Here is a 24,686-nt window from a genome sequence, read left to right on the forward strand (position 1 = left end):
CATCATGCTGAAACAAAGCCTGCGTGCCAGCGCCGCATTTCTGGCCCTTGCCGCCCCGGCCTTCGCCGACATCACTGTCTATACCGCCGGCCCCGCCGCGCTGATCGAGAAGCTGGCCGAGGGCTTCACCGCCGAGACCGGCGTGGGCGTCGAAGTCTTCCAGGCGACCACCGGCCAGGTCATGGCCCGGATCGAGGCCGAGGCCGCCAATCCGGTGGTGGACGTGCTGATCTCGGCCTCGTGGGATACCGCGACGGATTTCGCCGCGCGCGGCTGGCTCGTGTCCTATGACAGCCCGAACGCGGCGAATGTGCCCGACTTCCTCAAGACCGAAACCGCCGTCGCCCAGGGCGTCTCGGCGCTGGCCATCGCCTGGAACCCGACTTCGGGCACGCCGCGCCCGGCGGAATGGTCGGACTTGACGACCGAGCCGTTCCGCGATCTGGTGACCCTGCCCGATCCGGCGCAGTCGGGCGCCACGTTCGAGCTGGTGGCCGCGCTGTCCGCCAGCCAGGGCTGGGACCTGTTCGAGGGCCTGGCCGCCAATGGTGCCATCGTCGTCGGCGCCAATGCCGAGGCGCTGAACCCCGTCCTGCAAGGCGCCAAGGCCGCCGTCTTCGGCGCGGTCGACTACATCTCGTTCAACGGCCAGGCCAAGGGCGAAACGATCGAGGTGATCTTCCCCGAAAGCGGCACCGTGATCGCGCCGCGCCCGGTGATGATCCTGGAATGGTCGAAGAACCAGGACGAGGCGAAGCAGTTCGTCGACTATATCCTGTCGGATGCGGGCCAGACCGTCGTCGCGGACAGCAACCTGATGCCTGCCCGCGGCGACATCGCCGCCGCGCGCCCGCTGATCGCCGATCTGACCATCCTTCCGGTGGATGCCGAGGCGGTGCAGGGCGCGCGCGAGTCGACGCTGGCGACCTTCGGCGAAACCTTCGCCAAATAAGACGGGGACATAGGGAATGGCATCGGCACGGGAAGGCGTCGGCGCGGTCGTGATCGTCGCGGCCGCGGGGTTGGTCCTTGTCGTGGCGGTGCCCTTCCTTTTCATCCTGTTGCAGGCGGTGTTTCCGCAGCTTGGTCGCGGCTCGCTGGCCGCGCCCTTCTCGGCGGTGATCCCGGCGCTGGCGAATCCGAAGCTTGTCAGGATGATCGCGAACACGCTCGGGCTCGGGCTGGGGGTGGTGACGCTTTCGGCGCTGGTCGCGGTGCCGCTCGCCATCGTGCGCGGGCTGTTCCGGCTGCCGGGCGCCATGGTCTGGGACCTGCTGTTCCTGGTGCCCTTCATGATCCCGCCCTATATCGCGACGCTGGGCTGGATCATGACGCTTCAGCCCCGGGGTTGTCTGGCGCAGGTCGCGGGGTTCGACCTGTCGGGATTCTTGTTCTCGTTGCCCGGCATCGTCTTCGTGATGACGCTGAACACCTTTCCGGTGGTCTATTTCGCGGTCTCGCGCACGGTCGAGGCGGTGGGCTCGCGCTATGGCGATGTGGCGCGGGTCTTCGGCGCCGGGCCGGTGCGGGCGTTCTGGCGGGTGACGCTGCCGCTGACGACGCCGGGGCTTGCCGCCAGCCTGCTGCTGGTCTTCGCCATGGCGATCGAGGAATACGGCACCCCCGCCGCCCTGGGCCGCCGCGCGGGGTTCGAGGTGCTGGTGACGGCGATCGACCTGAGGGTCTCGGACTGGCCGATCGACCTGCCGGGCGCGGCGATCCTGTCGCTGTTGCTGGTGGCGATGTCCTTCGGCGCCTTCCTTCTGCAACGCTGGATCCTGACCCGGCGCAGCTACCAGATCACCACCGGCAAGCCGCAAGAGGGCGCCAAGCGCCCGCTGGGCCGCTGGCGCTGGCCGGTGCTGGCGCTGTTCGGGCTGGTCGCGCTGGTCTCGACCGGGTTGCCGCTGCTGGCGATCCTGGTGACGGCGCTGTCGCGGACGATCTCGGGCGGGCTGGCCTGGTCCAACCTGGGTTTCGGCAATTTCGCCGCGATCCTGTCGGATGGCGGCGGTGCGCTGAAGGCGCTGACCACCAGCCTGAGCCTGGGCCTTGCCGCGGCGCTGGTGACGGGGATCCTGGGGGCGCTGGCGGCCTATGCGGTGGTGAAGTCGCGGATGCGGGGCAGGGGGCTTCTGGATGCGCTGACCATCCTGCCGAATGCGCTGCCGGGGATCGTCGTCGCGGTGGGGCTGATCCTGGCCTGGAACCAGCCCTGGTTGCCGGTGACGCCCTACAACACCGCGCTGATCCTGCTTCTGGCCTATTGCTGCATCCTGCTGCCGCAGCCGGTGCGCTACGCCACCGCCGCCTTCCATCAGATCGGCGACAATCTGGAGGCCGCCGCGCGGGTCTGCGGCGCGACGCCGGTCACCGCCTTCCGCCGCATCCTGCTGCCCCTGATCGCGCCGGGGCTGCTGGCCTCGATGCTCCTGGTCTTCGCGGTGGCCACGCGCGAGCTGGTGGCCTCGGTCGTGGTGGCGCCGGTGGGGGTGCGGGTGATCTCGACCTATATCTGGCGCCAGTTCGAACAGGGATCGGTGGGGCTGGGCATGGCGATGGCCTTCGTCACCATCCTGATCACCACCGCGCTGCCCCTGGTGGTGCTTAGCCTGATGGGACGGCGCGGCAACCTGCTTTGAGGCGGTTGCGCGGCCCGCCCCCCGCGCCGGTCAGCGGTTGCGCGTGTCCACCGGATAGGCGGTGGTGAACTTCATCCGCTCCATCGCGAAATGCGAGGTGACGTTCTTGATCGGCACCGCATCGGTCAGCCGCTTGTAGAGCCCGTCGAAGGCCGACATATCCGCCACGGCGACCCGCAGAAGATAGTCCATCTCGCCCGCCATGCGATAGGTCTCCATGATCTCGGGGATGGCATGGACCGCGCGGGCAAAGGATTCGCGCCATTCGGCGGTGTGGTCGGGGGCCTCGATCCCGATGAAGACCGTCAGCCCGAATCCCAGCCGCGCCGGATCGGCCAGCGCGACCCGTCCGGTCAGCACGCCGTTGGCCTCAAGCTTCTGGATGCGCTTCCAGCACGGGGTCTGCGACAGCCCGACCCGGTCGGCGATCTGGGCCACCGGAAGGGTTGCATCGCGCATAAGTTCTGCCACGATCTTGCGGTCGATCAGATCGAGGTCGTCCATTGGTCTTCTCCTGCCTTGAGGCGCGCGACATGGCGGCTCTGGCCTATGGTGGTCGAAAAAAGAACTTTTTGTCTACTGTTTTTATCGTATATTTATTCGCGGGATTGAAACCTTTGTTTTCTTGACCTTTCCGCCATAAGTGCGAGGTGCAGGGCGGGAATGTCACCAATCCCGACATTGATTCGCGACCTTTGCACTTCTAGTCTGGCAGCCATGATCACGCAGAAGATGAAATATGCGCTCAAGGCGCTTCTGGTTCTGGCCGACGAAGCCCGGCGCGACAGCCCCGAGGCGCTGACGATCGAAGAGATCGCACGCCGATCGGGCACGCCCAAGCGGTTTCTGGAGCATATCCTGCTTGAGGTGCGCAACGCCGGGATCATCGCCTCGACGCGCGGGCGCTCGGGCGGCTATGCGCTGATCAAGAAACCTGCCGATGTCTCGATCTCCGAGATGCTGCGGCTGATCGACGGGCCGATCGCGCCCTTGCCCTGCCTGTCGCGCCGCGCCTATCAACGCTGCGAGGATTGCGTGGACGAAGCCTCGTGCCGCATCCGCAAGGTGTTTGCCGAGGTGTTCTGGTCCTATCTGCTGATCATCGAGTCGCTGACGCTTGAGGATATGGTGAGATCCTCGGCGGTGGCCGAGACGGTGATGGGCGGCCAGGTGATGAGCGGCTAGGGCCGCGCGCGCCCGGACCCGTGCAATTCCCGCGCATTGCCGCCGTTTCGTTCCCGCCTCGCCCGGCAGGGAATGAGATTGATTTGCGTGGATCCGGCGGGCTCCGAGGGCAATAAGGAAAATTATTCTACGGCTACGGCCAATATTACCGCGATTTTTCGTTTGCTAAACTCGATAATCTCTGTCGTTATTTGGGTATTGGCGGGGCCGCACGGGCCCGGCCCGAACAGGTCGGGCAGGACAGGCCCCGGCAGATGCCGGGCAGGCACTGCCCGAGAGGAACAGGAAGGAGACAGCAGATGTTCGCCGCAGCTTCCGGCACCCTCTTTGCCCGCCCCGGGCACCGCCGCCCCGGCCTGATGCGTCCGGCCCCGGTCGCCGCGCCGGTCGCCGCCCCCGCCCCCGCCGCCATGCCCGGCAGCAACGGCACCTGTGTCGTCCGCCTGATCGACCGCCGCACAGGCCTGACCCATCGCGTCAACGGCAGCCCGCTGGTGGTCTTCACCCGCAATCCGGCCGAGGCGATGGCCGAGCTTCTCGAAGGCCGCGACCGCGGCGCCTGGGAAGTCCGCGTCGATGCCATCGAGCCCTGAGCCGCCAGGATCCGAACCGCAGCAACGGAAGACGACCCGATGACGGTCTTGCATCCGCCACAGGAGTTCCAGGGTCTCGCCCCGCTGCTTCCTTCTTTCGCCTCCATCCCTTTCCTCCGCAGGGCAGGCGCGCCGGAAGCCGCCGATCCCGCCCAGAAGACCAAGGAGAAATCCATGTCCAGAGATCTGACCCAGACCCGGCGCCACATCGCGCTTGCGCGCCTGATCAAGGGCGCCGTCGCCGCCGTCGCGCTGGCCGCGATGGGGGTCACCGGCACGGCGCCGGTGCAGGCCCAATCGCTGCTGAACGTCAGCTATGACCCCACGCGCGAGCTTTACCGCCAGTTCAACGAGGCTTTCGCCGAATATTGGGTGGGTCTTGGCAATCCCGCGCCGGTGATCGACACCACCCATGGCGGCTCGGGCTCGCAGGCGCGTTCGGTGGTCGAGGGGCTTGAGGCCCATGTGCTGACGCTGGCGCTTGCGGGCGACATCGACCGCGTGGCCCAGAGCGGCAAGCTCCCGCTCGACTGGCAGACCAAGCTGCCGCACAACGCCTCGCCCTATACCTCGACCATCGTCTTCCTGGTCCGCGCGGGCAATCCGAAGAACCTGCAAGACTGGGGCGATCTGGTGCAGGACGGCGTCGAGGTGATCACGCCGAATCCCAAGACCTCGGGCGGCGCGCGCTGGAACTATCTGGCCGCCTGGGCCTGGGCCGAGAAGAACGGCCGCGATCCGGCCGCATTCGTGAAAGAGCTTTACGAACACGTTCCGGTGCTCGACACCGCCGCGCGTGGTTCGACCACGACCTTCGTGCAGCGCGGCATCGGTGATGTGCTGCTGGCCTGGGAGAACGAGGCCTATCTGGCGCTGGAAGAACTCGGCCCCGACGAATTCGAGATCGTGGTGCCCTCGCTTTCGATCCTGGCCGAGCCGCCGGTGGCGCTGGTCCCGGGCAATATCAGGACCGATGAGCAGCTGAAGTTGGCCGAGGCCTATCTGGACTACCTCTACAGCCCGGTGGGCCAGGCGATTGCCTTCAAGAACTATTACCGCGCCTGGGACGCTTCCGAGGCGGATCCCGAGGATGTTGCACGTTTCCCCGAACTAGAGCTTGTCACCATCGAGGATTTCGGGGGATGGGTGAAGGCGCAGCCCGAACATTTCGGTGACGGCGGCACCTTCGACCAGATCTATACCAAGAAGTAGGAAAAAGGCAGAACGATGGGCAGACCCCTGATCCACCGATCCCCGATGCCGGGCCTTGGCATCAGCGCGGGGATCACGCTGACCATGCTGTCCATCGTGGTGCTGCTGCCCATCGGTGCCCTGCTTGCGCAGGGCATCGGTTTCGGCTTCGGCAACATGTGGGAAACGGTGAACCGCGAGCGGGTCTGGCGCGCGCTGTTCCTGTCGTTCCGGCTGTCGCTGTTCGCGGCGCTCTTCAACCTGGTCTTCGGCGTCATCCTGGCCTGGGTGCTGGTGCGCTACCGCTTCCCCGGCCTCCGCATCATCGACGCGGCGGTCGATCTGCCCTTCGCGCTGCCGACGGCGGTGGCGGGGATCGCGCTGACCGCGCTTTACGCGCCCAAGGGCGTTTTCGGCTCCTGGGCGGCGGCCATCGACTGGAAGATCGCCTATACCCAATGGGGGATCTTCATCGCTCTGGTCTTCGTGGGCCTGCCCTTCGTCACCCGTACCGTCCAGCCGGTGATCGAGGAACTCGAATCCGAGGTCGAAGAGGCCTCGGCCACCCTGGGCGCCACCCGCGCCTATACCCTGTGGCGGGTGATCCTGCCCGCGCTGCTGCCCGCCGCGCTGACCGGATTCGCGCTGTCCCTGGCGCGGGCGGTCGGCGAATACGGATCGGTCATCTTCATCGCCGGGAACCGCCCGCTGGTGACCGAGATCGCGCCCCTCTTGATCGTGATCCAGCTTGAGGAATTCAACTATGACGGCGCGGCCTCGATCGGGATCGCCATGCTGGTCATTTCGTTCGCCATGCTTCTGGTCATAAACCTGATCCAGATCTGGAGCCGCCGGAGGATCGGACATGTCTGACGCAACCCTGAACGGGGGCCGCGGCGCGGGCCACGGCGGGCGCCGCCCCGCCGCCCCGCCGCGCGCCTTCCGCCCGGCGACCGAGGAAAGCCCGTTCCTGCGCTGGAGCCTGATCGCCCTTGCAGTGGTGGGGCTGGGGGTCCTGGTCTTCGCGCCCATGGCCGCCATCTTCGCCGAGGCCTTGTCGCGGGGATGGGCCGCGGCGGTGAAAAGCCTTGGCTCGCGCGATGCGCAGCAGGCGATCAGGCTGACCCTGACCATCGCGGCGATCTCGGTGCCGCTGAACGCGCTTTTCGGCATCGCCGCCGCCTGGTTCATCACCAAGTTCGATTTTCGCGGCAAGGCCTTCCTGATCACGCTGATCGACCTGCCGTTCTCGATCTCTCCGGTGGTGGCGGGGCTTTCCATCGTCCTGATGTTCGGCGCCAATACCGCCTTCGGCGGCTGGCTGGTCGCGAACGGCTATCCGATCGTCTTCGCGCTGCCCGGCGTGGTGCTGGCGACGATCTTCGTCACCTTCCCCTTCGTCGCGCGCGAACTGATCCCGGTGATGATCGAACAGGGCCGGGCCGAGGAAGAGGCCGCGCTGACGCTGGGCGCCTCGGGGCTGCGCACCTTCCTGACGGTGACGCTGCCGAACATCCGCTGGGCTTTGCTTTACGGCGTGCTTTTGTGCAACGCCCGCGCCATGGGCGAATTCGGCGCAGTTGCCGTGGTCTCGGGCAAGATCCGGGGCCAGACCGCCACGATGCCGATCACCATCGAGATGATGTATAACGAATATCTCTCGGTGGCGGCCTTCTCGCTGGCGGCGCTGCTGACGGTTCTGGCGCTGCTGACGCTGCTGCTGAAGACCGCCCTTGAGATCCGCCATGCCGACCAGCTCGCCGCGATGCGCCGTCACTGAAGACCCGTCGCCACCGAAGACCTGCTGACCCAAATGTCCCGGCCTTGCCAGGCGCCGCGCCGGAGACAGAAGGAAGGACCGCAAGCCATGCATATCGAGATCGACGAGATCACCAAACTGTTCGGCTCGACCGCCGCGCTTCACCCGGTTTCGCTCAACCTGCCATCGGGCGCGCTGGTCGCGCTGCTGGGGCCTTCGGGCTCGGGCAAGACCACGCTTCTGCGCATCCTGGGGGGGCTTGAATATCCGACCTCGGGGCGGGTGCTGTTCGATGGCGAGGATGCGACCAACCTGACGGTGCAGCAGCGCCGCGCCGGTTTCGTGTTCCAGTCCTATGCCCTCTTCCGCCATATGACGGTGTTCGAGAACATCGCCTACGGGCTGCGCGCCCGCCCCCGCGCGACCCGCCCCACGCGCGACGAGATCACCCGCCGGGTGACCAGGCTGCTGGAACTGATCCAGCTTCCCGAGATCGGCAGTCGCTATACCAGCCAGCTTTCTGGCGGTCAGCGCCAGCGGGTGGCGCTGGCGCGGGCGCTGGCGATCGAGCCGCGCATGCTGCTTCTGGACGAGCCGTTCGGCGCACTCGACGCCAAGGTCAGGAAGGAATTGCGCCAGGGCCTGCGCGACATCCATGACGAGACCGGCCTGACAACGATCTTCGTCACCCATGACCAGGAAGAGGCGATGGAACTTGCCGATCTAGTCGTGGTGATGTCGATGGGCCGGATCGAGCAGATCGGCAAGCCCGCCGACATCCGCGCCCGCCCCGCCACCGATTTCGTGCGCGATTTCATCACCGCCTGAGGGCGGGCGGGGCCCGGAGGTCGGCTTCCGAGGGGGGGAGCGGGCGACCTGGCCCGCTCAGCGTCGTTCCCTGCCCGGGTCTTGCCCTTCGCGTGTTCCCGGCCTCGCTATCTGCTGCCTTCGCCCGCCGGTCAGAACCGCAGCGAGATCGTCGTCTCGCCCAGGGCGCAGGTCAATCGCCGCCCTTGTGCCGCCAGCGCCCGGGGGACCAGCGCGAAATGCACATGTGCCGCGCCAAGGTCTTCGGCGGTGCGCGCACCGCCCAGGGTGGACCAGAGCGTCGGATCGGCCCTCATCCTTGCCGCCCTGGCCTCGATCCGCCATCCCGCGCCGCTTTCCTCGACCGTCACCTCGCCGCCCCAGGCCATCGCGCTTTCCACGCATTGCAGCAGCAGGAAGACCAGTTTCACCTCGGGTCGCGGCAGGTCCTGGCCGCTTTGCCATTCCACATGCAGCCGCCCGCCCTGCGCCATCGCGCCCAGAATCGCCGCGACCTCTGTGCGCGAGATGCGCTGGTCGCGCCCGGCCGCGCCGAAGGCCACGCGGAAGAAGCGGATCCGGGCATTGGCATGGGCCACGCTTTCGGCGATCAGCGCGAGTTCGGGGCTCGCCTTGGCATTTCCTTCCATCATCAGCAGCTCGACCCCGTTGCCGATGGCGCCGATCGGGCTGATAAGGTCATGGCAGATGCGCGAGCCGATGAGGGCAGCGAGATCGGGCTTGTCGGACATGAAAGGCTTCTCCGTGACGTCGATGAATTCGCTGCTCGAACCGGGTATGTTCGTCCGCCACCCGTCCCGCCCGGATTGGGGCCTGGGACAGGTGCAGTCCAATATCGGCGGACGGGTTACGGTGAACTTCGAGCACGCGGGCAAACAGGTGATCGACAGCAGATTCGTGGCTTTGCTGCCCGATTTCAGTGCCTGAAACGCATAGTGCGTCCGCGAAGGAAATGATGCAACCGTTTGATGCGGCTGGGACAAGTGCCGTGGCCCCGGTCGCGCCCGCCGGATCGGCCAGGACTGGAGCACTCTGCCATGACGCCTGAGGATGAGACCGCCGCCGCCCGGCTGCATGCCGGTTTCGCCGCCGCCCGCGCTGCCCATCTGGCCGCGCCGATGCCGCCCGCGGCCTTGCGCATCGACCGTCTGCGACGGCTTGAGGCGGCGCTTCTGGCGCGGGAAGAGGATCTGGTCGCGGCGATGCGGGCCGATTTCGGCCATCGCTCGGCCTTCGAGGCGCGGGTGTTCGACGTGACATTTCCCCTGGGCGAGATCCGCTCGAACCGGCGGCATCTGCGGCGCTGGATGCGGGCGCGGCGGGTGGGGATGCCACTTTATCTCTGGCCCGCGCGCGGGCGTGTCCTGCCGCAGCCGAAGGGCGTGGCAGGGGTGATCGCGCCGTGGAACTTTCCGGTCTATCTGACGCTCGCCCCGGTGGCGGCGGCGCTGGCGGCGGGAAACCGTGTGCTGGTGAAGCCTTCGGAACTGACGCCCCGCACCTCGGCCCTTTTGGCGCGCATGGTCGAGGGCGCTTTCGCGCCGGATGAGCTTTCGGTCCATCCCGGCGGGGTGGAACTGGCGCGGGCCTTCGCGGATCTGCCCTTCGACCATCTGTTATTCACCGGCTCGACCCGGGTGGGGCGGCAGATCGCCCAGGCGGCGGCGCGCAATCTGGTGCCGGTGACGCTGGAACTGGGCGGGAAATCCCCGGCGATCCTGGGGCTGCGAGGGGATATGGCCCGCGCGGCGCGGCGCATCGCCTTCGGCAAGGTGATGAACGCGGGCCAGGTCTGCGTCTCGCCCGATTACGCGCTGGTGCCGCGCGCGCGGGTGGCGGAATTCGCCGATCTGGTCGCGGCAGCGATCGCGGGCTTTTTCCCGCAGGGCCCCGCAAGCCCGGATTTCACCGCGATCCTGACCGATGACCATCTGGCGCGGCTCCACGCCATGCTGGACGAGGCCCGCGCCCGGGGCGCGGGGATCCGCGAGATCCTGCCCCCCGGCGCCGGGCCCGCGCCGGGGCGGCTGACGCCGACCCTGGTGCTGGATCCGCCCCTGGACGGCCGCCTGATGCGCGAAGAGATCTTCGGCCCCATCCTGCCGATCCTGCCTTATGACAGCCCCGAAGAGGCGCGCGCCATGATCCTGGCCCGCCCGGTGCCGCTGGCGCTTTACCTCTTCACCGAAGACCGGGCCGAGCGCGCCTTCTGGCTGGAGGGCACCCGCTCGGGCGGGGTCTGTGTCAACGAGACGGTCTTCCATGTCGCCGCCCATCCGCTGCCCTTCGGGGGCCTGGGGGAAAGCGGCATGGGCGCCTATCACGGCCGGACGGGGTTCGACACTTTCAGCCATCTGCGCCCGGTGCTGGACCAGCCACGGCTGAACGGGGGCTTTCTGTTCGACCCGCCCGGCGGGCGGCTGCGGCGGATCGTCGCGCAGCTTTTGCGGCGCATGGTCTGACCTGTTGGGGTCAGGGCAGCAACAGCCCGCCGTCGACATGCAGGGTCTGGCCGGTGACATGGCGCGCCCCGGGCGAGAGCAGGAAGGCCACCGCCTCGGCGATGTCGGCGGGTTCGCCAAGGCGCTGGTTCGGGGTGATCCGGGCGGCGCTTTCCATGGCGGCGCTGGTGGTGGCGGCATGTCCGCCCGCATCCTTGCGCACGAAGCCGGGGGCGATGCAGTTCACTGTCACGCCCTCGGGACCCAACTGCACCGCAAGGCTGCGCGCCAGCGCCTCCAGCGCGGCCTTGGCGGCGGAGGAGGCGGGGAACAGCATCCCGTTGGTGCCGAACCCATGCGCGACGAAGGAGCTGATCGCGACCACGCGGCCCCGGGCCGAGGCGCGCAGATCCGGCAGCGCGCTGTCGACCAGCCGTAGGAAGGCCATGGGCATCAGGTCGAAGGCGGCCTGCAGATCGGCGGGCGTGACCTCGCCGAACCGGGCCTTTTGCGCGCGGCCCGCATTCGAGACGATCTGGTCGAGCCCGCCGAAGCCCGCGCGGGCCGCCTCGACCAGCGCGGGCGCGGTCTCGGGCCGGGCCAGATCGCCAAGCGCGGTCACCACCCCGGCGCCCCGGGCGCGCAGATCCGCCGCCAGGGCCTCAAGCCCCTCGGCATTGCGCCCGGTGTGCAGCACCAGCCGCGCGCCCGGCCCGGCCATGCGGCGGGCGATGGCGGCGCCGATGCCGGTCGCGGCGCCGGTGATCAGAAGGACGGGCTGGCTCATGTCGGATCCTCAGGTAAAGGCGCGGAAAAGCAGCACGACGGCCGAGGCCAGCGAGACGGCGATCACCACGGGTTTCACGCGGCCCCGGTCCATCAGCCGCCGCCCCCAGCCCGAGGCCAGGAACCCCGCCAGCGCGAAGGGCATCATCGCGCCCCCAAGCGCCAGATCGCGCCAGCCGAAACGCCCGGCGAGCAGCAGCGCCGCGATCGAGATCAGGCCGCCGAACAGGAAATAGGCGTTCAGCGTGGCGCGCATCCGCGCCGGTTCCGCATTCTGGTAGACGATGGCCATCGGCGGCGCCCCGATCGAAGTCAGCGTGCCCATGAAGCCCGAGACCAGCCCCGCCCCGAACAGGGTCGAGGGCCGGGTGACGATCTTCCATCCCGCAAGGCTGAGCGCCACCGCCAGCAACACCGCCAGGCCGAAAAGGCCCGAAAAGGCCTGTGGGCTGAGAAGCCCGACCACAAGCGCCGCCGCCGCCGCCGCGATCAGCCGCCCGGCCAGGGCAAAGCCCAGGTCGCTGCGGTTGACGTTCTGCCGCTCGGCCAGCGCGCCGCCGACGCAGACGGCGCTGGCCATGACCAGCATCGGCCCCGGGACGAAGGCGGGGTCCAGCACCGCCAGCACCGGCGCCGCCAGCATGTTGAAGCCGAACCCGGTCGAGCCCTGCACCGTGCCCGCAAGGAACACCGTCACGATGGCCGCGACCCCGGTCAGCGAGATCAGCGACCAGCCGTCGAGGACCCCGCTCATGCGTCCAGGTTCCAGCAGGCGGCCAGATGATCGCCCGTCCGGCGCAGAAGCTGAGGCGCCTCGGTCCGGCAGCGTTCGGTGGCCAGCGGGCAGCGCGGGTGAAAGCGGCAGCCGGTGGGCGGGTTGGCGATATCGACGCTTTCGCCCGGATGGACCATCCGCCGCCGCTGGCGTTGCAGCCGGGGATTGGCCACCGGCACCGCCGAGAGCAGCGCCTGGGTATAGGGATGCAGCGGGCGGTCGTAGATATCGGCGCGCGGCGCGATCTCGACGATGCGGCCCGCATACATGATCGCCACCCGATGCGAGATATGGCGAACGATGGCCAGGTCATGGGCGATGAACAGGAAGGACACGCCAAGGTCGCGCTGAAGATCCTGCATCAGGTTCACCACCTGCGCCCGCACCGACACGTCCAGGGCCGAGACCGGCTCGTCCGCGACGATCAGCGCGGGTTTCAGCGCCAGCGCCCGGGCGATGCCGATGCGCTGGCGCTGCCCGCCCGAGAAACTGTGCGGATAGCGCCCGGCGGCATCGGCGGGCAGGCCCACGCGGTCCAGCAGGTCGCCCACCTCGCGCCGCGCCTGCGCCGCCGAGGCGGCCAGGCCATGGACGATCAGCGGCTCGGCCACGATGTCGGCGACGGTCATGCGCGGATTGAGCGAGGTATAGGGATCTTGCAGCACGATCTGCATCCGCGCGCGCAGGCGGCGCAGGTCCTCGCCCTCCAGCCGGGTGATGTCGCGGCCCTCGAAGACGATCCGGCCGCCCGAGGTCGGGATCCGGCGCAGGATCGCGCGCCCGACCGTGGTCTTGCCCGAGCCGGATTCGCCCACGAGGCCCAGCGTCTCGCCCGGGGCGATGTCGAAGCTGACGCCGCCCACGGCATTGACCGAGCGGCGCTTGCGCAGGAACCCCGCCGGGCCGAGGCCATAGTCGATCGACAGGCTGGAAACCGAAAGCGTCGCGCTCATGCCGCGCCCCTCCATGCGTCGGCCCCGGCCTTGTGGCAGGCGACCGTATGGCCCGGATCCGCCCCCATGGACCGCAGGGCCTGGGGCCGCGCGCAGGCCGCGTCGCGGATCGGGCAGCGGGCCATGAAGGGGCAACCCTCGGGCGGGTTCATCAGTCCGGGCGGCGTGCCCTCGATCGAGATCAGCCGGTCGGCCACCTCGTCGAGCTGCGGGGTCGAGCGGATCAGCCCCTGGGTATAGGGATGGCCGGGGGTCTCGAAGATCGCATCCACCGGCCCGGTCTCGACGATCTGGCCCGCATACATCACCGCGACGCGCTGGCACAGGCCCGCGACGATGCCCAGGTCATGGGTGATCAGGATGATCGACAGGCCAAGCCGCTCCATCAGAGCGGCCATCAGCTCAAGGATCTGGGCCTGGATGGTGACATCCAGCGCCGTCGTCGGCTCGTCGGCGATGACAAGGCGCGGCTCGCAGGCGATGGCCATGGCGATCATGACGCGCTGGCGCATCCCGCCCGAGAATTCGTGCGGATATTGCGCGAGCCTGCGCCGCGCGCCGGAAATCCCCACGGCGGCCAGCAGTTCGGCGGCGCGGTCGAGCGCGGCCTCATGCGAGAGGCCCATGTGCAATTCCATCACCTCGGCGATCTGGTCGCCCACCGTCATCAGCGGGTTGAGCGAGGTCATCGGGTTCTGGAAGACCATGGTGATCTCCTTGCCCCAGACCGCGCGGGGGCGCCTGCCCGCGCCCTGGCCCAGGATCGGCGCACCCTGCCAGCGGATGGCGCCGCCGGTGATCCGGCCGGGCAGGTCGATCAGCCCCATCACCGCCTGGGCGGTCACGCTCTTGCCCGAGCCGGATTCCCCGACGATGCCAAGCGCCTCGCCGCGCCCGACCGTCAGGCTGACGCCGCGCAGGGCATGGACGGTTCCCGCCCTCGTGTCGAAATCCACTTCGAGTCCGTCGATTTCCAGGAGCGGGCCGGTCATGCTATGTCCCTTCTGCGGAAGATGCCGCGCCGTTTCGAGGCCAGCGTGCGGGCGTGGCGCTTTTCACGCTCTTCCGGGTCGGTGGTGACGCGCAGCCAGTTGGCGAAGAGGTTGATCGAAAGCACCATCGCCACGATGGCAAGGCCGGGGAAGGTGACCAGCCACCAGGCGATGAAGAGATAGTCGCGCCCCGACGCGACATCGAGCCCCCAGGAGGCCTGGGGCGGCTGCACCCCGAAGCCCAGGAACGAGACCGCCGCCTCGGCCAGCACGATGCCGGTGAATTCAAGGATCAGAAGCGTCAGCAGCGGCGAGACCAGATTGGGCAGGATATGGCGAAAGATCACCCGGCCCGGGCGGCAGCCGATCACCTCGGCGGCCTCGACATAGGCGCTCTGGCGGGTGGCGGCGGTGATGCCGCGCACGAGGCGGGCATAGACCATCCAGTTGGTGATCGACAGCACCAGGACCAGCGTCCAGACCCCGGGCCCGATCACGCCCACGATCAGCAGGATCAGCAGGATGCCGGGAAAGGCGATCTGGATATCGACGATCCGCATCAGCAGCGTATCGGCCCGTCCCCCCGCATAACCAGCCCAGAGGCCGACGGCCGTGCCGATGGCGGCGGCGATCACGCAGGTGGCGGCGCCCACGGTCAGGGTGGCGCGCGCGCCCCAGATCAGCCGTGACAGCACGTCCCGGCCCAGGTTGTCGGTGCCCAGGATATGGGTCCAGGTCCCGCGCTCCATCCAGACCGGCGGGGTCAGGCGGCTGGTTATCGACTGCGCCTGCGGCGGATGCGGCGCGATCAGGGGCGCGAGCAGCGCCGCCAGCACGATCAGCACCACGACGGCAAGGCCGATCGCGGCCATGCGGTCCTGCCACAGCTCGGCCAGCAGGGCGCGCAGGCCGGTCTGGCGGGCCCGGGAAAGCGCGGCGGGGGCGGGGGAAGAGGCGCCGGCCATCAGTTCAGCTCGATGCGCGGATCGACCGCCTTGGAGAGGATGTCGAGAAGGATGTTCGTCATCACGATCAGCCCGGCCACGATGAAGACGATGGCCTGCATCAGGAACAGGTCGCCCCGGTTGATCGCCTGCACCGCCATCTGGCCCAGGCCGGGCCAGGCGAAGGCGGTCTCGATCACCACGGTATAGCCCGAAAGCCCGGTCACCAGCTCGACCCCGGTGATCGAGATATAGGGCACCAGCACGTTGCGCAGGGTGTGGCGGCGCAGGATGCGCGGCAGTTGCAGCCCCTTGGCCCGGGCGGTCTTGACATAGGGCTTGTTCAATTCCTCGATCATGCTGGCGCGGACCATCATCGTGAACCGCGCCAGCGGCGCCAGCGCCATGGTGGCGGCGGGCAGCACCAGATGGCGCGCCGATCCCGCGCCCGAGGTGGGAAACCACTTCAGCATCACCGCAAAGACCATGATCGCCATCAGCCCCAGCCAGAATTGCGGCATCGCCAGCCCCAGGAGCCCCAGCGAGGTCACGGTGCGGTCCACGATCCCGCCTGGCCGGATCGCGGCGACGGCGCCCAGGGGAATGGCCAGCAGCACCGCCGATCCGATCCCGGCCAGGATCAGGAGAAGCGTGTAGGGCAGGCGCTCGAACACCACCTCGACCGCGGGGCGGCGCTGCCAGAGGCTGGTGCCGAAATCCAGCGTCAGGATATCGCCGAGAAAGCGGAAATACTGGACGATGATCGGCTGGTCGAGCCCGATCTGCGCGGCGAATGCGGCGCGCTGCTCGGCGCTGGCGGTCAGGGGAAGCATCAGGTTCACCGGGTCGCCGAACGCCCGCGTGACGACGAAGACGGTCGTCGTCACCCCGAGAACGATCAGGACACCCTGGAACAGGCGATGAAGGACGAAGGGCAACACGGCAGGTCTGGCTTTCCTGGCAAGGGGGCGCGGGGAACGGGGGCAGGGACGGGTGCGAAAAGGAGGATACGGGCGGAACAGGCGGTTGTCAGATGCCGGAGCGGGCAGGCCTTGCAAGTGGCGAGCGGGTTCCGGCGGCAGCGCCTTGCAGTGGGGCAGCCGCCGACCGCTCAGGCGTGGGATGCGCCGTGGCCGGGGCAGGGGAAGGATATGCGGGTGAAGGCTGGGCGTTCATCGGTGCGGTTCGGGCGAAGCTCGGTGCTGGGGTGCAGGATACGCCGCGGCAGGCTGCGGTTCGGTCAGCGTGATCTGGCGCGGGTGGTCTGGCAAGTGCGGGGCAATATCCGGGCCCCGAACCCGTTTGTGAGGCATCGGGCCGGGTGGGGCGCCGACAGGAACGGAGTGCGGCATGTCGGGCCCACGCCCCGCAGGCGGCGGGGATCGGACCGGCACGGAACGGGCGGAAAGCGGACCGGCCGGATCGTGGAAGGAACCCGCCTCCGCCCGGGCCCGGATGCTTGCGAGCCAGAGCCGGGGGCGGGGATATACGCCCTTCGGCCGCGCGCGCCGGGGCCCTTCCCTCGCGCCCCGGGGGCGCATGAGGGCTCCGGCGCGTGGGCTCTCATTCGCTCACACGCATTTCCGACACCATCAGCTTGGCATCGGCGCGCGGCTGCCATTCCATCCGGTCGGACATGCCGTAGATGTCCTGCAGGTTGAACAGCGGGATCGCATAGTTCAGGTCATGGATCTTCGCCTGCACCTCTTCATACATCGCCTGGCGCTTGGCGGGATCGGTCTCGACCCGGGCGGCATCGATGGTCTCGGCCATCCATTCGTCCGAGTTCGAGGCCGCCGCCCCGTCCTTGTGATAGATGAAGGACATCTCGCGGTCGGCATCCAGAAGCTCGTTCGAATTGGCGATGAAGATCGCGTCCGGGCGCGGGCCGTCCCCCATCAGGCTGTCGAGATAGATCGAGAATTCCTGGATGTCGGTGGTAACGTTCAGCCCGATTTCGGCCCAATAGGCCGAGACCGCCTCGATCTGCTCGCGGTCCTTCAGCCAGCGGCCGCTTTCGCCGACGACGGTGATCGCCGCGCCCTCCAGCCCGGCCTCGGCCAGCAGCGCGCGCGCCTTTTCGGGGTCGTATTCGTAATAGGGCAGGTCGGCGTTGAAGCCGAAGGCGGCGGGGTTGATGTGGATGCCTTTGGCGATCTGGGCATAGCCCATGAACAGCCCGTCGGCCATGCCCTGGCGGTCGATGGCCAGGTTCAGCGCCTCGCGCAGCTTTTCGTTGCCGGTGACGGCATTGTCGGTGCCGATCACGAAGACCGAGGTTTCAAGCCCCGCCACGGCGGCGAATTTCGGCACCGAAGAGGTGAATTCCGGCAAAAGGTTGGTGATCACGTCGAATTCGCCCGCCATCAGGCCCGAAAGCCGGGTGCCGGGTTCGGTGACGAAACGGTAGGTCACGCTTTCGATCTGCGGCGCTTCGCCCCAGTAATCGGGATTGGCGACCAGCTTGAGGTCGGTGCCCCGGTTCCAGCTTTCCAGCGCATAGGGGCCGGTCCCCACCGGGACGCTGCCCAGATCGGCGCTGGCGGTGTGGCCGGGCTCGACCATCTTCATCCAATACATGCGCGAGGGCAGGATCGGGTCGGGGCCGGTGGTCTTGATGTTGACCGTCAGGGCGTCGACGACCTCGGCCCCGGCGATGGTGCCGAAATAGGCCATCTGCTCGGAATTGTTCGCCGGGTCGATCACCCGCTCGACCGAGAACACCACCGCCTCGGCGTCGAAGGGCGCGCCATTGGTGAAGCTGACGCCTTCGCGCAGCTTGAACTGCCAGGTCAGCTCGTCGATCTGGACGGGAAGCTCGACGGCGAGGCCCGGGACCAACTCGCCCGTCGGGGTGCGGGCCAGCAGGGTTTCGTAGATATTGTCGTTGACATGGCGTTCTCCGCCGTCGTCGCGCAGTTGCGGGTCGAGGGTGGAGGGTTCGGAACCGATGGCGATGGTGATGTCCTGCGCCCGCAGCGCCGAGCCGACCGCCGTCGACAGCAGAAGCAGGGCAAGTGCGGCAGTTCTGGAAAAGATCCTGTTGGTCATCGTGTTTCCCTGTTGTTGGCTGGTTCTGTTTTCTGGAAACCGCCTGCAACTTTTCCGGTCGTCGCCAGGCGGCTCCGTGCTTTTGACAGATCAACTCTATGGGGTCATATTCGGCAGGGAGAAACCTCTTATTGTGGTTCGTGCATGACTTTTTCTCATGTCAGCCCCGGGTGGCCTCCATTTCGCGCCCACCGTCTCGCCCACCGTCGCGCCCGTTGAATTCGCGCAGGATCCAGTCGCGCAGCGGCAGCAGGTTGGGGCGGTTGGCGCGCGCCTCGGGCACCACGGCCCAATAGCCCTCGCCCGAGGGGACCGGCGGGCCGAAGGGCAGGACCAGGCGGCCCTCGCGCAATTCCTCGCGCACGAAATGCTCGGGGACGACGGCCATGCCCAGGCCTTCAAGCGCCGCCGCGATCAGCATCTCGCTTTGCGGCAGGCGCATTCCCTGGATCGCGCCCTCATAGCGCAGTCCGGCCGCGCGCAGCCATTGCAGCCACAGGCTGGGGCGGCTTGCGTTCTGCAAGGTCGGCAGGCGGCGGAAATCGATCCCGCCTTCGCCCGCGCCGCAGCGCGCGACCAGGGCGGGCGTCGCCACCACGGCCAGCCGCTCGGGAAAGATCTGGCGCATCCGGGCATCCGACCAAGATCCCACGCCGCGCAGGATCGAGATATCGGCCTCGGAATCCGCGATGTCCGATCCGGGCGGGATGGTCGCGATCTCGACCGGCACGTCGGGGAAGGCCTCGGTCAACTGGCGCAGCCGCGGCATCAGCCAGCGCAGGGCGAAAGTCGGATAGGCGGCAAGGATCAGCGAGGCGTCGGTCTTGCGCCCGCGCACCGCGTCGATCGAGACCTCTTCCAGCCGGTCGAGTGTCTGGCGGATGTCCTGCGCATAGGATTTACCCGCCTCGGTCAGCACCAGCCGCGAGCCGAGCCGCTCGAACAGCCGCAGCCCCAGATAGCTTTCCAGATTGGTGATCTGGCGGCTGATGCCGCTTTGGGTCAGCAGCAGATCCTCGGCCGCGCGGGTGAAGCTGAGGTGCCGGGCGGCGGAATCGAAGGCCTGAAGGGCCGAGAGCGAGGGCATGAAGCGGCGCATGGTGGGGTCCCCGCCCGGCGGGGAACGGGCAGGGGGCGCCGGGCGGAATGATGAAAAGTCATGCCGGAACCACTTTTCAATATTTCCCCGCGACCGGATCCGATGTCTAGGATCGGGACAGGCCCTGCCGCCGGTCGAACTGCCCGGTTTTTGTGCGGACCGCCATTGCCTTGTGCGCGATGCGATGAATTCGCCGGATCTGGCGCCCCCTTCTGGGGCGCCCAGGCCTGCGGGGAACAGCCCCTCCGAGGAACGGATCCTCCGGGGCCCAGGATGAGGATGCCGATGCGCGACCAGCCCGGACATATCCACCACCCCGGCCATGCCGTCGTCATCGGGGCGGGAATCGTCGGGGTGGCGGTGGTGCATGCGTTGCTGGACGATGGCTGGGGGGTGACGCTGCTCGACCCCGGCGCGCCGGGGGGCACCCAGGCGGCAAGCCACGGCAACGGCGCCTTCATCAGCCCGGCCTCGATCGTTCCCATGTCGATGCCGGGGGTCTGGCGCAATGTGCCGGGCTGGCTGCTGGACCCTCTTGGCCCGCTGACGATCCGCTGGCGCGCGCTGCCGCGCCTTGTGCCCTGGCTCTGGCGCTTTCTGGCGGCGGGGCGGACCGAGGCGCGGGTGCGCCGCACCGCCGGGATCCTGAGCGGCCTCTTGCAGGACGGGCCCGAGCGGCACCTGAAGCTGGCGGCGGCCCATGGGCTTGACGGCATGATCCGGCGTGAGGGGCTGGTCTACGCCTATCCCGACCGCGCCGCCTTCGAGGCCGATGCGCTGGCCTGGCGGCTGCGGCGCGAGAACGGCCTTGAATGGCAGGAGGTCGAGGGCGAGGCCCTGCGCGCGCTGGAACCCGCGCTTGGCCCCGGTCACCGCTTTGCCGCCGTGGTGGCGGCGGGGGCGCATTGCAGCGATCCGGCGGGATATGTCGCGGCGCTGGCCGATGCGGCGATCCTGCGCGGCGCGCGCCATGTCCGGGCGGCGGCGACGGGTTTCCGGATCGACGCCGGGCGGCTGTCGGCGGTGGAGACCGGGGCGGGGGTGGGCGCGATTGAATGCGACCGGGCGGTGATCTGCGCCGGGATCCACTCGGCCGGGCTGGCGCGGGCGGCGGGCGATGCCGTGCCCCTGGTCAGCGAGCGCGGCTATCACGTCCAGCTTCCCGACGCCCATGGCGGGCCCGCGCGTCCGGTCCTGCCCAGCGACGGCAAGATGGCCAACACCCCCCTGGCGGGGGGGCTGCGCGCCTCCGGCCAGGTCGAGCTTGCCACCACCGAGGCCGCGCCCGACTGGCGCCGCGCCGATATCCTGGTCGACAACCTGCGCCGCACCTATCCCGGCCTGCGGTTCGACGCGGCGAAGGCGATCCGCTGGATGGGGCATCGCCCCTCGACGCCCGACGGGCTGCCGGTGATCGGGCGCGCGCGGGCCTCGGGCCAGGTTCTCCACGCCTTCGGCCATGGCCATGTCGGCCTTGCCGGCGCGCCGAAGACCGCCGCGATCGTCGCGGCCCTGGCCGGGGGCAGGGCGCCGCCGATCCCGGCCGACCCGTTCTCGGCCGCCCGATTCCGGCGCGCCACCACCCGGCGGGAAGAGGATGCGATGCCGCCCGCCTGAGCCGTGGCGCCCGACTTCGGCCATCATGCCGCAGCCCGGGTGCCGCCCGCCGAAAACCGCTTGCAGACGAAGGACCTGCCCTATGACCGATGCCCCCCGCTTCCTTCCCCCCCGGGAAGGGACAAGGCTTTGCTTTGCCCATCACGCCTATGACATGAAGCCGATCTTCGACGCGCTCCACCCGGGATTCGACACGATCCAGGTCTCGAACCGCGAGGATCTGCGCCGCGTGCTGCCGGGGGTGGACGTGCTGGTCGCCTCGGGCCTGTGGCACAACGACCTGCTCGACGCCGCGCCCCGGCTGAAATACCTGCAATCGGTCAGTTCGGGCACCAACCAGTATGACCTTGGGGCCTTTCGCGCCAAGGGAATCCTGCTGGCGAGCGGGGCGGGCGTGAACATGAACGCGGTTTCGGAGCATGCCATCGCGCTGATGCTGGCGGTCAGCCGTCGGCTGGCGCAGGCGCGTGACAACCAGCATGCGAAATTCTGGCGGCCGGAGCAGACCGATCCGCTCTTGCGCGAGGATGAGGTCGCCGGGAAAACCATGGTCATCCTGGGCACCGGACGGATCGGCGACCGCATCGCTCGGCTGGCGCGGGCCTTCGACATGAAGGTGATCGGCATCCGCCGCGATCCGTCGAAGGGCGCCGGATCCGCCGACGAGGTTCACGGTTTCGCCGATCTCGGGGCGCTGGCCGGGCGAGCCGATGTGCTGGTGCTGAGCTGCCCGCTGACCGACGATACCCGCGGCCTGATCGGGGCCGATCTGATCGCCGCGCTGAAGCCGGGGGCGATCCTGGTCAATGTCGCGCGTGGCCCGGTGGTGGACGAGGCGGCGCTGATCGCCGCGCTGGAGGCCGGGAAGATCGCCGGGGCCGGGCTGGACGTGACCACGGTCGAGCCGCTGCCCGCCGATTCCCCGCTCTGGTCCCTGCCGAACGTGGTCCTGACCCCGCATGCGGCGGGCGAGACCCGGCGCTATGAGGCCAATGTCCTCGACATCCTCGGCCGCAATCTCGACCGGCTGTGGTCGGGCGACGATGCGCTGGTCAACCGGATCGTGTGAGGCCTGCCATGACCACCGCATTCAGACCCGCCGCCCGGCTTGCCGCGCTCGAAGTTTCGGAGATCCTGCGCATCGGCGCGCGGGCGGGCGAATTGCGCGCCAAGGGCCATCCGGTGATCGTCCTTGGCGCCGGAGAGCCGGATTTCGACACGCCCGAGCCCGTGAAACAGGCCGCTATCGCCGCGATCCGGGCGGGGGACACCAAATACACCGCCCTCGACGGCACGCCCGCGCTGAAGGCCGCGATCCGCGACAAGCTGAGGCGCGAGAACGGCCTGGATTATGCGCCCGCCGAGATCAGCGTCGCCGCCGGGGCGAAACAGGTGATCTACAATGCGATGATGGCCACGCTCGATCCCGGCGACGAGGTCGTCATCCCGGTGCCGTGCTGGACCACCTATGCCGCCATCGTGCGGATCACGGGCGGCGTGCCGGTGCTGCTGCCCTGCGACGAGGCCGAGGGCTTCCGCCTGACGCCCGCGCAGCTTGCCGCCGCGATCACGCCCCGGACCCGCTGGCTGATGCTGAACGCGCCCTCGAACCCGACCGGCGCGGCCTATCCCGAGGCCGAGTTGCGCGGCCTGATCGAGGTGCTCATGGAGGCGCCGCAGGTCTGGCTGATGAGCGACGAGATCTATGAGCATATCACCTATGACGGCTTTCAAAGCCGCTCTCCGGTGGCGCTGGAGCCCGGGATCCGCGACCGCTGCCTGATCGTGAACGGCGTCTCCAAGGCCTATGCGATGACCGGCTGGCGCATAGGCTATGGCGCCGGGCCCGCGCCCCTGATCCGCGCCATGGCGGTGGTGCAAAGCCAGTCGACCTCGAACCCCGCCTCGATCAGCCAGGCGGCGGCGGTGGCGGCGCTGAACGGGCCGCAGGATGAAATCCGGGCCCGGGCGGAAAGCTTTCGCGCGCGGCGCGACCTGGTGGTCGGTCGGCTGAACGCCATCCCCGGCATCACCTGCCGCTTGCCCGAGGGCGCCTTCTACGCCTTTGCCGGCTGCGCCGGGCTGATCGGCGCCCGCACCCCCGGGGGCGAGGTGCTGGAGAGCGACCGGGCCTTTTGCGCCTGGCTGCTTGAGACGGCGCATGTCGCCATCGTGCCGGGCGCGGCCTTTGGGCTTTCGCCGTTCTTCCGCATCTCCTACGCCACCTCGACGGCCGAGCTGGAAGCGGCGCTCGACCGCATCGAGGCGGCCTGCGCGACATTGGCACGGCCCTGATCCGGGCGTAGGAGGCGCCGGAAGGGGGGAACGGGGCCGGGAATCGCGGAGAAGCGGGAATGGGCGTTGCGCCGATAAACTGGATCCAGCTTGCCATGCTGGTGGCGCTGCTCGCGGGCAGCCTTGCAGGGGTGCAGGCGCCGGTGGTGCTGGCGGTCCTGCTGATGCTGGGGGCGACGGCCTGGCAGTTTCCCCGGCTTTTGCCGATGGCGCAGTTGTTTCTGGTGCTGGCGCTTGGTGCCGGGGCGCTGGTCTGGGGCCTGCTGCCCGGGGGCGGCGGGGCGGGCCTGTGGCGCGCGGTGGAACAGGGCGCAGGCTTTGCCGCGCTGATGACCGTTCTGGGCATGCTGCGCCATCCCGTGCGCCGCTCGGCCACGGTGCGGGCGGCGGTGCGCTGGCTGGTCGCGCGCCCGCCGCGCCGCCGCTTCGCCGCCGTCGGCGCCGGGGCGCAGGGGCTGGCGCTGCTGTTCAACATCGGCATCATCGGCATGGTCGGCGACCTGCTGCGCCGCCCGGGCGAGGAGGCGCTTCACGATCCCGGCCGCCGCGCGCTGGTGCTGGGGGCGATGCGCGGCGCCGATCTGGTGACGGTCTGGTCGCCCCTGGGCCTGGGCTTTGCCATCGTGATCGCCGGGATCCCGGCCCTGGACCCGCTGGCCTTCCTGGCCCTGGCCGCGGGTTTCGCGGCGCTTGCGACGCTGCTGACCACGCTTTGGCCCATGCTGCCGCCCGAGGCCGCGCTGGAAGAGGATGCGGCTTCGGCCGGGGCCGTGGCGCTTTCGGCCCGGCCGCTGGTGCTTCTGCTGGCGGTCTGCGCGCTGGTCCTGGCGGCCGCGATCGCGCTGCATGAGGTCTCGGGCATGAGCTTCACCCTTTCCAGCGCCACGGTCCTGCCGGTCTTCGCCCTGCTCTGGATGGCGGCCGAGCGCGCGCCCGAAAGCGAGGGTTTCGCCGCCGATCTGCGCGCCACCCTGTCCGGCCTGACCGACATGCGCAGCGAGGCGGCGATCTTCCTGTCGGCCAATGTGATCGGCACCGTGATCGCGCTTCTTGTCGATGCGGCGGGATTGGGGCTGGCGGGTCTGGGCGCGGGGGCGATGGCGCTGCCGGTGCTGGTGGCGCTGTCGCTGCTGATCCCGCTTTGCGCGGCCTGTTTCCTGCCCAATTCCATCGTCGTCGTGATCGCGGCGCAGCTTTTCGGCGCGGGCACCCTGGGTCAGGCGCATCCGCTGGCGCTGGCGCTGGTTCTGGCGGTGGGCTGGGCCAGCGCGATCGCGGTCTCGCCCATCAGCGCGATGAGCCTGATGGTCGCGCGGACCTGCGGCACCCACCCGCAGCGGGTGGCCTGGCGCTGGAATCCGCCCTTCGCGGCGCTGCTTTCGGGCCTGGGCGCCTTGGTCGCCGCCCTGCTGGTCCTGTTGTGAGCGGGCCGCGCCGCCGGGGCTTTCCCCGGCCCGGATCCGGTCGGTATCATGCCGCTGCCGCCCCTCCTCCTGCCGTCCCGTCCCCTGCTGCATCCTTCGCGAAAGAATGAG

The 24,686-nt window shown here is 68.9% G+C and carries 24 protein-coding genes; 14 read left to right on the plus strand and 10 right to left on the minus strand.

Annotated features, from left to right (window positions below; translation table 11 throughout):
- Positions 1–4 precede the first annotated feature (4 nt).
- Both ABNX41_RS09295 and ABNX41_RS09300 read left to right on the plus strand, forming a co-directional pair.
- Positions 5–952, plus strand: coding sequence for an ABC transporter substrate-binding protein (locus ABNX41_RS09295; RefSeq protein ID WP_438669451.1), 948 nt, complete (start codon positions 5–7; stop codon positions 950–952).
- 16 nt (positions 953–968) lie between these two features.
- Positions 969–2,642, plus strand: a complete 1,674-nt coding sequence (locus tag ABNX41_RS09300; protein WP_438669452.1) for an ABC transporter permease — start codon at positions 969–971, stop codon at positions 2,640–2,642.
- Between the two features lie 30 nt (positions 2,643–2,672).
- Here ABNX41_RS09300 and ABNX41_RS09305 read toward each other — a convergent pair whose 3' ends face one another.
- Positions 2,673–3,146, minus strand: a complete 474-nt coding sequence (locus tag ABNX41_RS09305; RefSeq protein WP_438669453.1) for an Lrp/AsnC family transcriptional regulator — start codon at positions 3,144–3,146, stop codon at positions 2,673–2,675.
- A 213-nt stretch (positions 3,147–3,359) separates the two neighbouring features.
- Between ABNX41_RS09305 and ABNX41_RS09310 the strand changes: the two genes are divergently transcribed.
- The 6 genes from ABNX41_RS09310 to ABNX41_RS09335 all read left to right on the plus strand — a co-directional run bounded on the left by ABNX41_RS09310 (position 3,360) and on the right by ABNX41_RS09335 (position 8,198).
- The gene (locus ABNX41_RS09310; protein ID WP_438669454.1) at positions 3,360–3,827 is read left to right on the plus strand and encodes an RrF2 family transcriptional regulator; all 468 of its coding nucleotides are present in this window, start codon (positions 3,360–3,362) and stop codon (positions 3,825–3,827) included.
- Between the two features lie 299 nt (positions 3,828–4,126).
- The gene (locus ABNX41_RS09315) at positions 4,127–4,420 is read left to right on the plus strand and encodes a hypothetical protein (RefSeq protein ID WP_438669455.1); all 294 of its coding nucleotides are present in this window, start codon (positions 4,127–4,129) and stop codon (positions 4,418–4,420) included.
- 174 nt (positions 4,421–4,594) lie between these two features.
- Positions 4,595–5,632 carry a sulfate ABC transporter substrate-binding protein gene (locus ABNX41_RS09320; RefSeq protein WP_438669456.1) on the plus strand — a complete coding sequence of 346 codons (1,038 nt, stop codon included), beginning with the start codon at positions 4,595–4,597 and terminating at the stop codon, positions 5,630–5,632.
- A 15-nt stretch (positions 5,633–5,647) separates the two neighbouring features.
- The gene (gene cysT, locus ABNX41_RS09325; protein ID WP_438669457.1) at positions 5,648–6,484 is read left to right on the plus strand and encodes a sulfate ABC transporter permease subunit CysT; all 837 of its coding nucleotides are present in this window, start codon (positions 5,648–5,650) and stop codon (positions 6,482–6,484) included.
- Complete coding sequence (gene cysW, locus ABNX41_RS09330; protein WP_438669458.1) at positions 6,477–7,391, plus strand: sulfate ABC transporter permease subunit CysW; 915 nt, start codon at positions 6,477–6,479, stop codon at positions 7,389–7,391. Before cysT ends, cysW begins: the two co-directional genes overlap by 8 nt.
- Positions 7,392–7,478: 87 nt before the next feature.
- Entirely contained in the window at positions 7,479–8,198 is a 720-nt protein-coding gene (locus tag ABNX41_RS09335; RefSeq protein ID WP_438669459.1) for a sulfate/molybdate ABC transporter ATP-binding protein, read from the plus strand.
- A 131-nt stretch (positions 8,199–8,329) separates the two neighbouring features.
- Here the strand turns inward: ABNX41_RS09335 and ABNX41_RS09340 are convergent, their stop codons facing one another.
- Entirely contained in the window at positions 8,330–8,929 is a 600-nt protein-coding gene (locus ABNX41_RS09340; protein ID WP_438669460.1) for a histidine phosphotransferase family protein, read from the minus strand.
- On the opposite strand from ABNX41_RS09340, the gene ABNX41_RS09345 reads away from it, so the two are divergent.
- Both ABNX41_RS09345 and ABNX41_RS09350 read left to right on the plus strand, forming a co-directional pair.
- Positions 8,928–9,125 carry a DUF3553 domain-containing protein gene (locus ABNX41_RS09345; protein ID WP_438669461.1) on the plus strand — a complete coding sequence of 66 codons (198 nt, stop codon included), beginning with the start codon at positions 8,928–8,930 and terminating at the stop codon, positions 9,123–9,125. The genes ABNX41_RS09340 and ABNX41_RS09345 overlap by 2 nt on opposite strands.
- A 110-nt stretch (positions 9,126–9,235) precedes the next feature.
- Positions 9,236–10,660: an aldehyde dehydrogenase family protein gene (locus ABNX41_RS09350; protein WP_438669462.1), complete on the plus strand. Its 1,425-nt coding sequence runs from the start codon at positions 9,236–9,238 to the stop codon at positions 10,658–10,660.
- A gap of 10 nt (positions 10,661–10,670) precedes the next feature.
- On the opposite strand, the gene ABNX41_RS09355 is transcribed toward ABNX41_RS09350, so the two are convergent.
- From ABNX41_RS09355 to ABNX41_RS09390, 8 genes are all read right to left on the minus strand, one after another.
- Complete coding sequence (locus tag ABNX41_RS09355) at positions 10,671–11,426, minus strand: SDR family NAD(P)-dependent oxidoreductase (protein WP_438669463.1); 756 nt, start codon at positions 11,424–11,426, stop codon at positions 10,671–10,673.
- Between the two features lie 9 nt (positions 11,427–11,435).
- Positions 11,436–12,179 carry a TSUP family transporter gene (locus ABNX41_RS09360; RefSeq protein WP_438669464.1) on the minus strand — a complete coding sequence of 248 codons (744 nt, stop codon included), beginning with the start codon at positions 12,177–12,179 and terminating at the stop codon, positions 11,436–11,438.
- On the minus strand, positions 12,176–13,153 hold the full coding sequence (locus ABNX41_RS09365; RefSeq protein WP_438669465.1) for an ABC transporter ATP-binding protein: 978 nt from the start codon (positions 13,151–13,153) through the stop codon (positions 12,176–12,178). The genes ABNX41_RS09360 and ABNX41_RS09365 overlap by 4 nt, the downstream gene beginning before the upstream one ends.
- Positions 13,150–14,145, minus strand: a complete 996-nt coding sequence (locus ABNX41_RS09370; protein WP_438669466.1) for an ABC transporter ATP-binding protein — start codon at positions 14,143–14,145, stop codon at positions 13,150–13,152. The genes ABNX41_RS09365 and ABNX41_RS09370 overlap by 4 nt, the downstream gene beginning before the upstream one ends.
- The gene (locus ABNX41_RS09375; protein WP_438669467.1) at positions 14,142–15,110 is read right to left on the minus strand and encodes an ABC transporter permease; all 969 of its coding nucleotides are present in this window, start codon (positions 15,108–15,110) and stop codon (positions 14,142–14,144) included. The genes ABNX41_RS09370 and ABNX41_RS09375 overlap by 4 nt, the downstream gene beginning before the upstream one ends.
- Entirely contained in the window at positions 15,110–16,027 is a 918-nt protein-coding gene (locus ABNX41_RS09380) for an ABC transporter permease (RefSeq protein ID WP_438669468.1), read from the minus strand. Before ABNX41_RS09380 ends, ABNX41_RS09375 begins: the two co-directional genes overlap by 1 nt.
- 625 nt (positions 16,028–16,652) lie before the next feature.
- Positions 16,653–18,140 (minus strand): ABC transporter substrate-binding protein, encoded by a 1,488-nt coding sequence (locus ABNX41_RS09385; RefSeq protein ID WP_438669469.1) that lies wholly within the window; start codon positions 18,138–18,140, stop codon positions 16,653–16,655.
- Between the two features lie 160 nt (positions 18,141–18,300).
- The gene (locus ABNX41_RS09390; RefSeq protein WP_438669470.1) at positions 18,301–19,239 is read right to left on the minus strand and encodes a LysR substrate-binding domain-containing protein; all 939 of its coding nucleotides are present in this window, start codon (positions 19,237–19,239) and stop codon (positions 18,301–18,303) included.
- A gap of 285 nt (positions 19,240–19,524) precedes the next feature.
- Between ABNX41_RS09390 and ABNX41_RS09395 the strand changes: the two genes are divergently transcribed.
- From ABNX41_RS09395 to ABNX41_RS09410, 4 genes are all read left to right on the plus strand, one after another.
- Positions 19,525–20,856, plus strand: coding sequence for an NAD(P)/FAD-dependent oxidoreductase (locus ABNX41_RS09395; protein ID WP_438669471.1), 1,332 nt, complete (start codon positions 19,525–19,527; stop codon positions 20,854–20,856).
- Between the two features lie 82 nt (positions 20,857–20,938).
- Positions 20,939–21,925, plus strand: a complete 987-nt coding sequence (locus ABNX41_RS09400) for a D-2-hydroxyacid dehydrogenase (protein WP_438669472.1) — start codon at positions 20,939–20,941, stop codon at positions 21,923–21,925.
- A gap of 8 nt (positions 21,926–21,933) precedes the next feature.
- Positions 21,934–23,151: a pyridoxal phosphate-dependent aminotransferase gene (locus tag ABNX41_RS09405; RefSeq protein ID WP_438669473.1), complete on the plus strand. Its 1,218-nt coding sequence runs from the start codon at positions 21,934–21,936 to the stop codon at positions 23,149–23,151.
- A 59-nt stretch (positions 23,152–23,210) separates the two neighbouring features.
- Positions 23,211–24,575: a hypothetical protein gene (locus ABNX41_RS09410; protein WP_438669474.1), complete on the plus strand. Its 1,365-nt coding sequence runs from the start codon at positions 23,211–23,213 to the stop codon at positions 24,573–24,575.
- Positions 24,576–24,686 lie beyond the last annotated feature (111 nt).

Source organism: Pseudogemmobacter sonorensis (genome assembly GCF_042762395.1).
In the GTDB taxonomy this organism is placed as follows: Bacteria; Pseudomonadota; Alphaproteobacteria; order Rhodobacterales; family Rhodobacteraceae; genus Pseudogemmobacter; species Pseudogemmobacter sonorensis.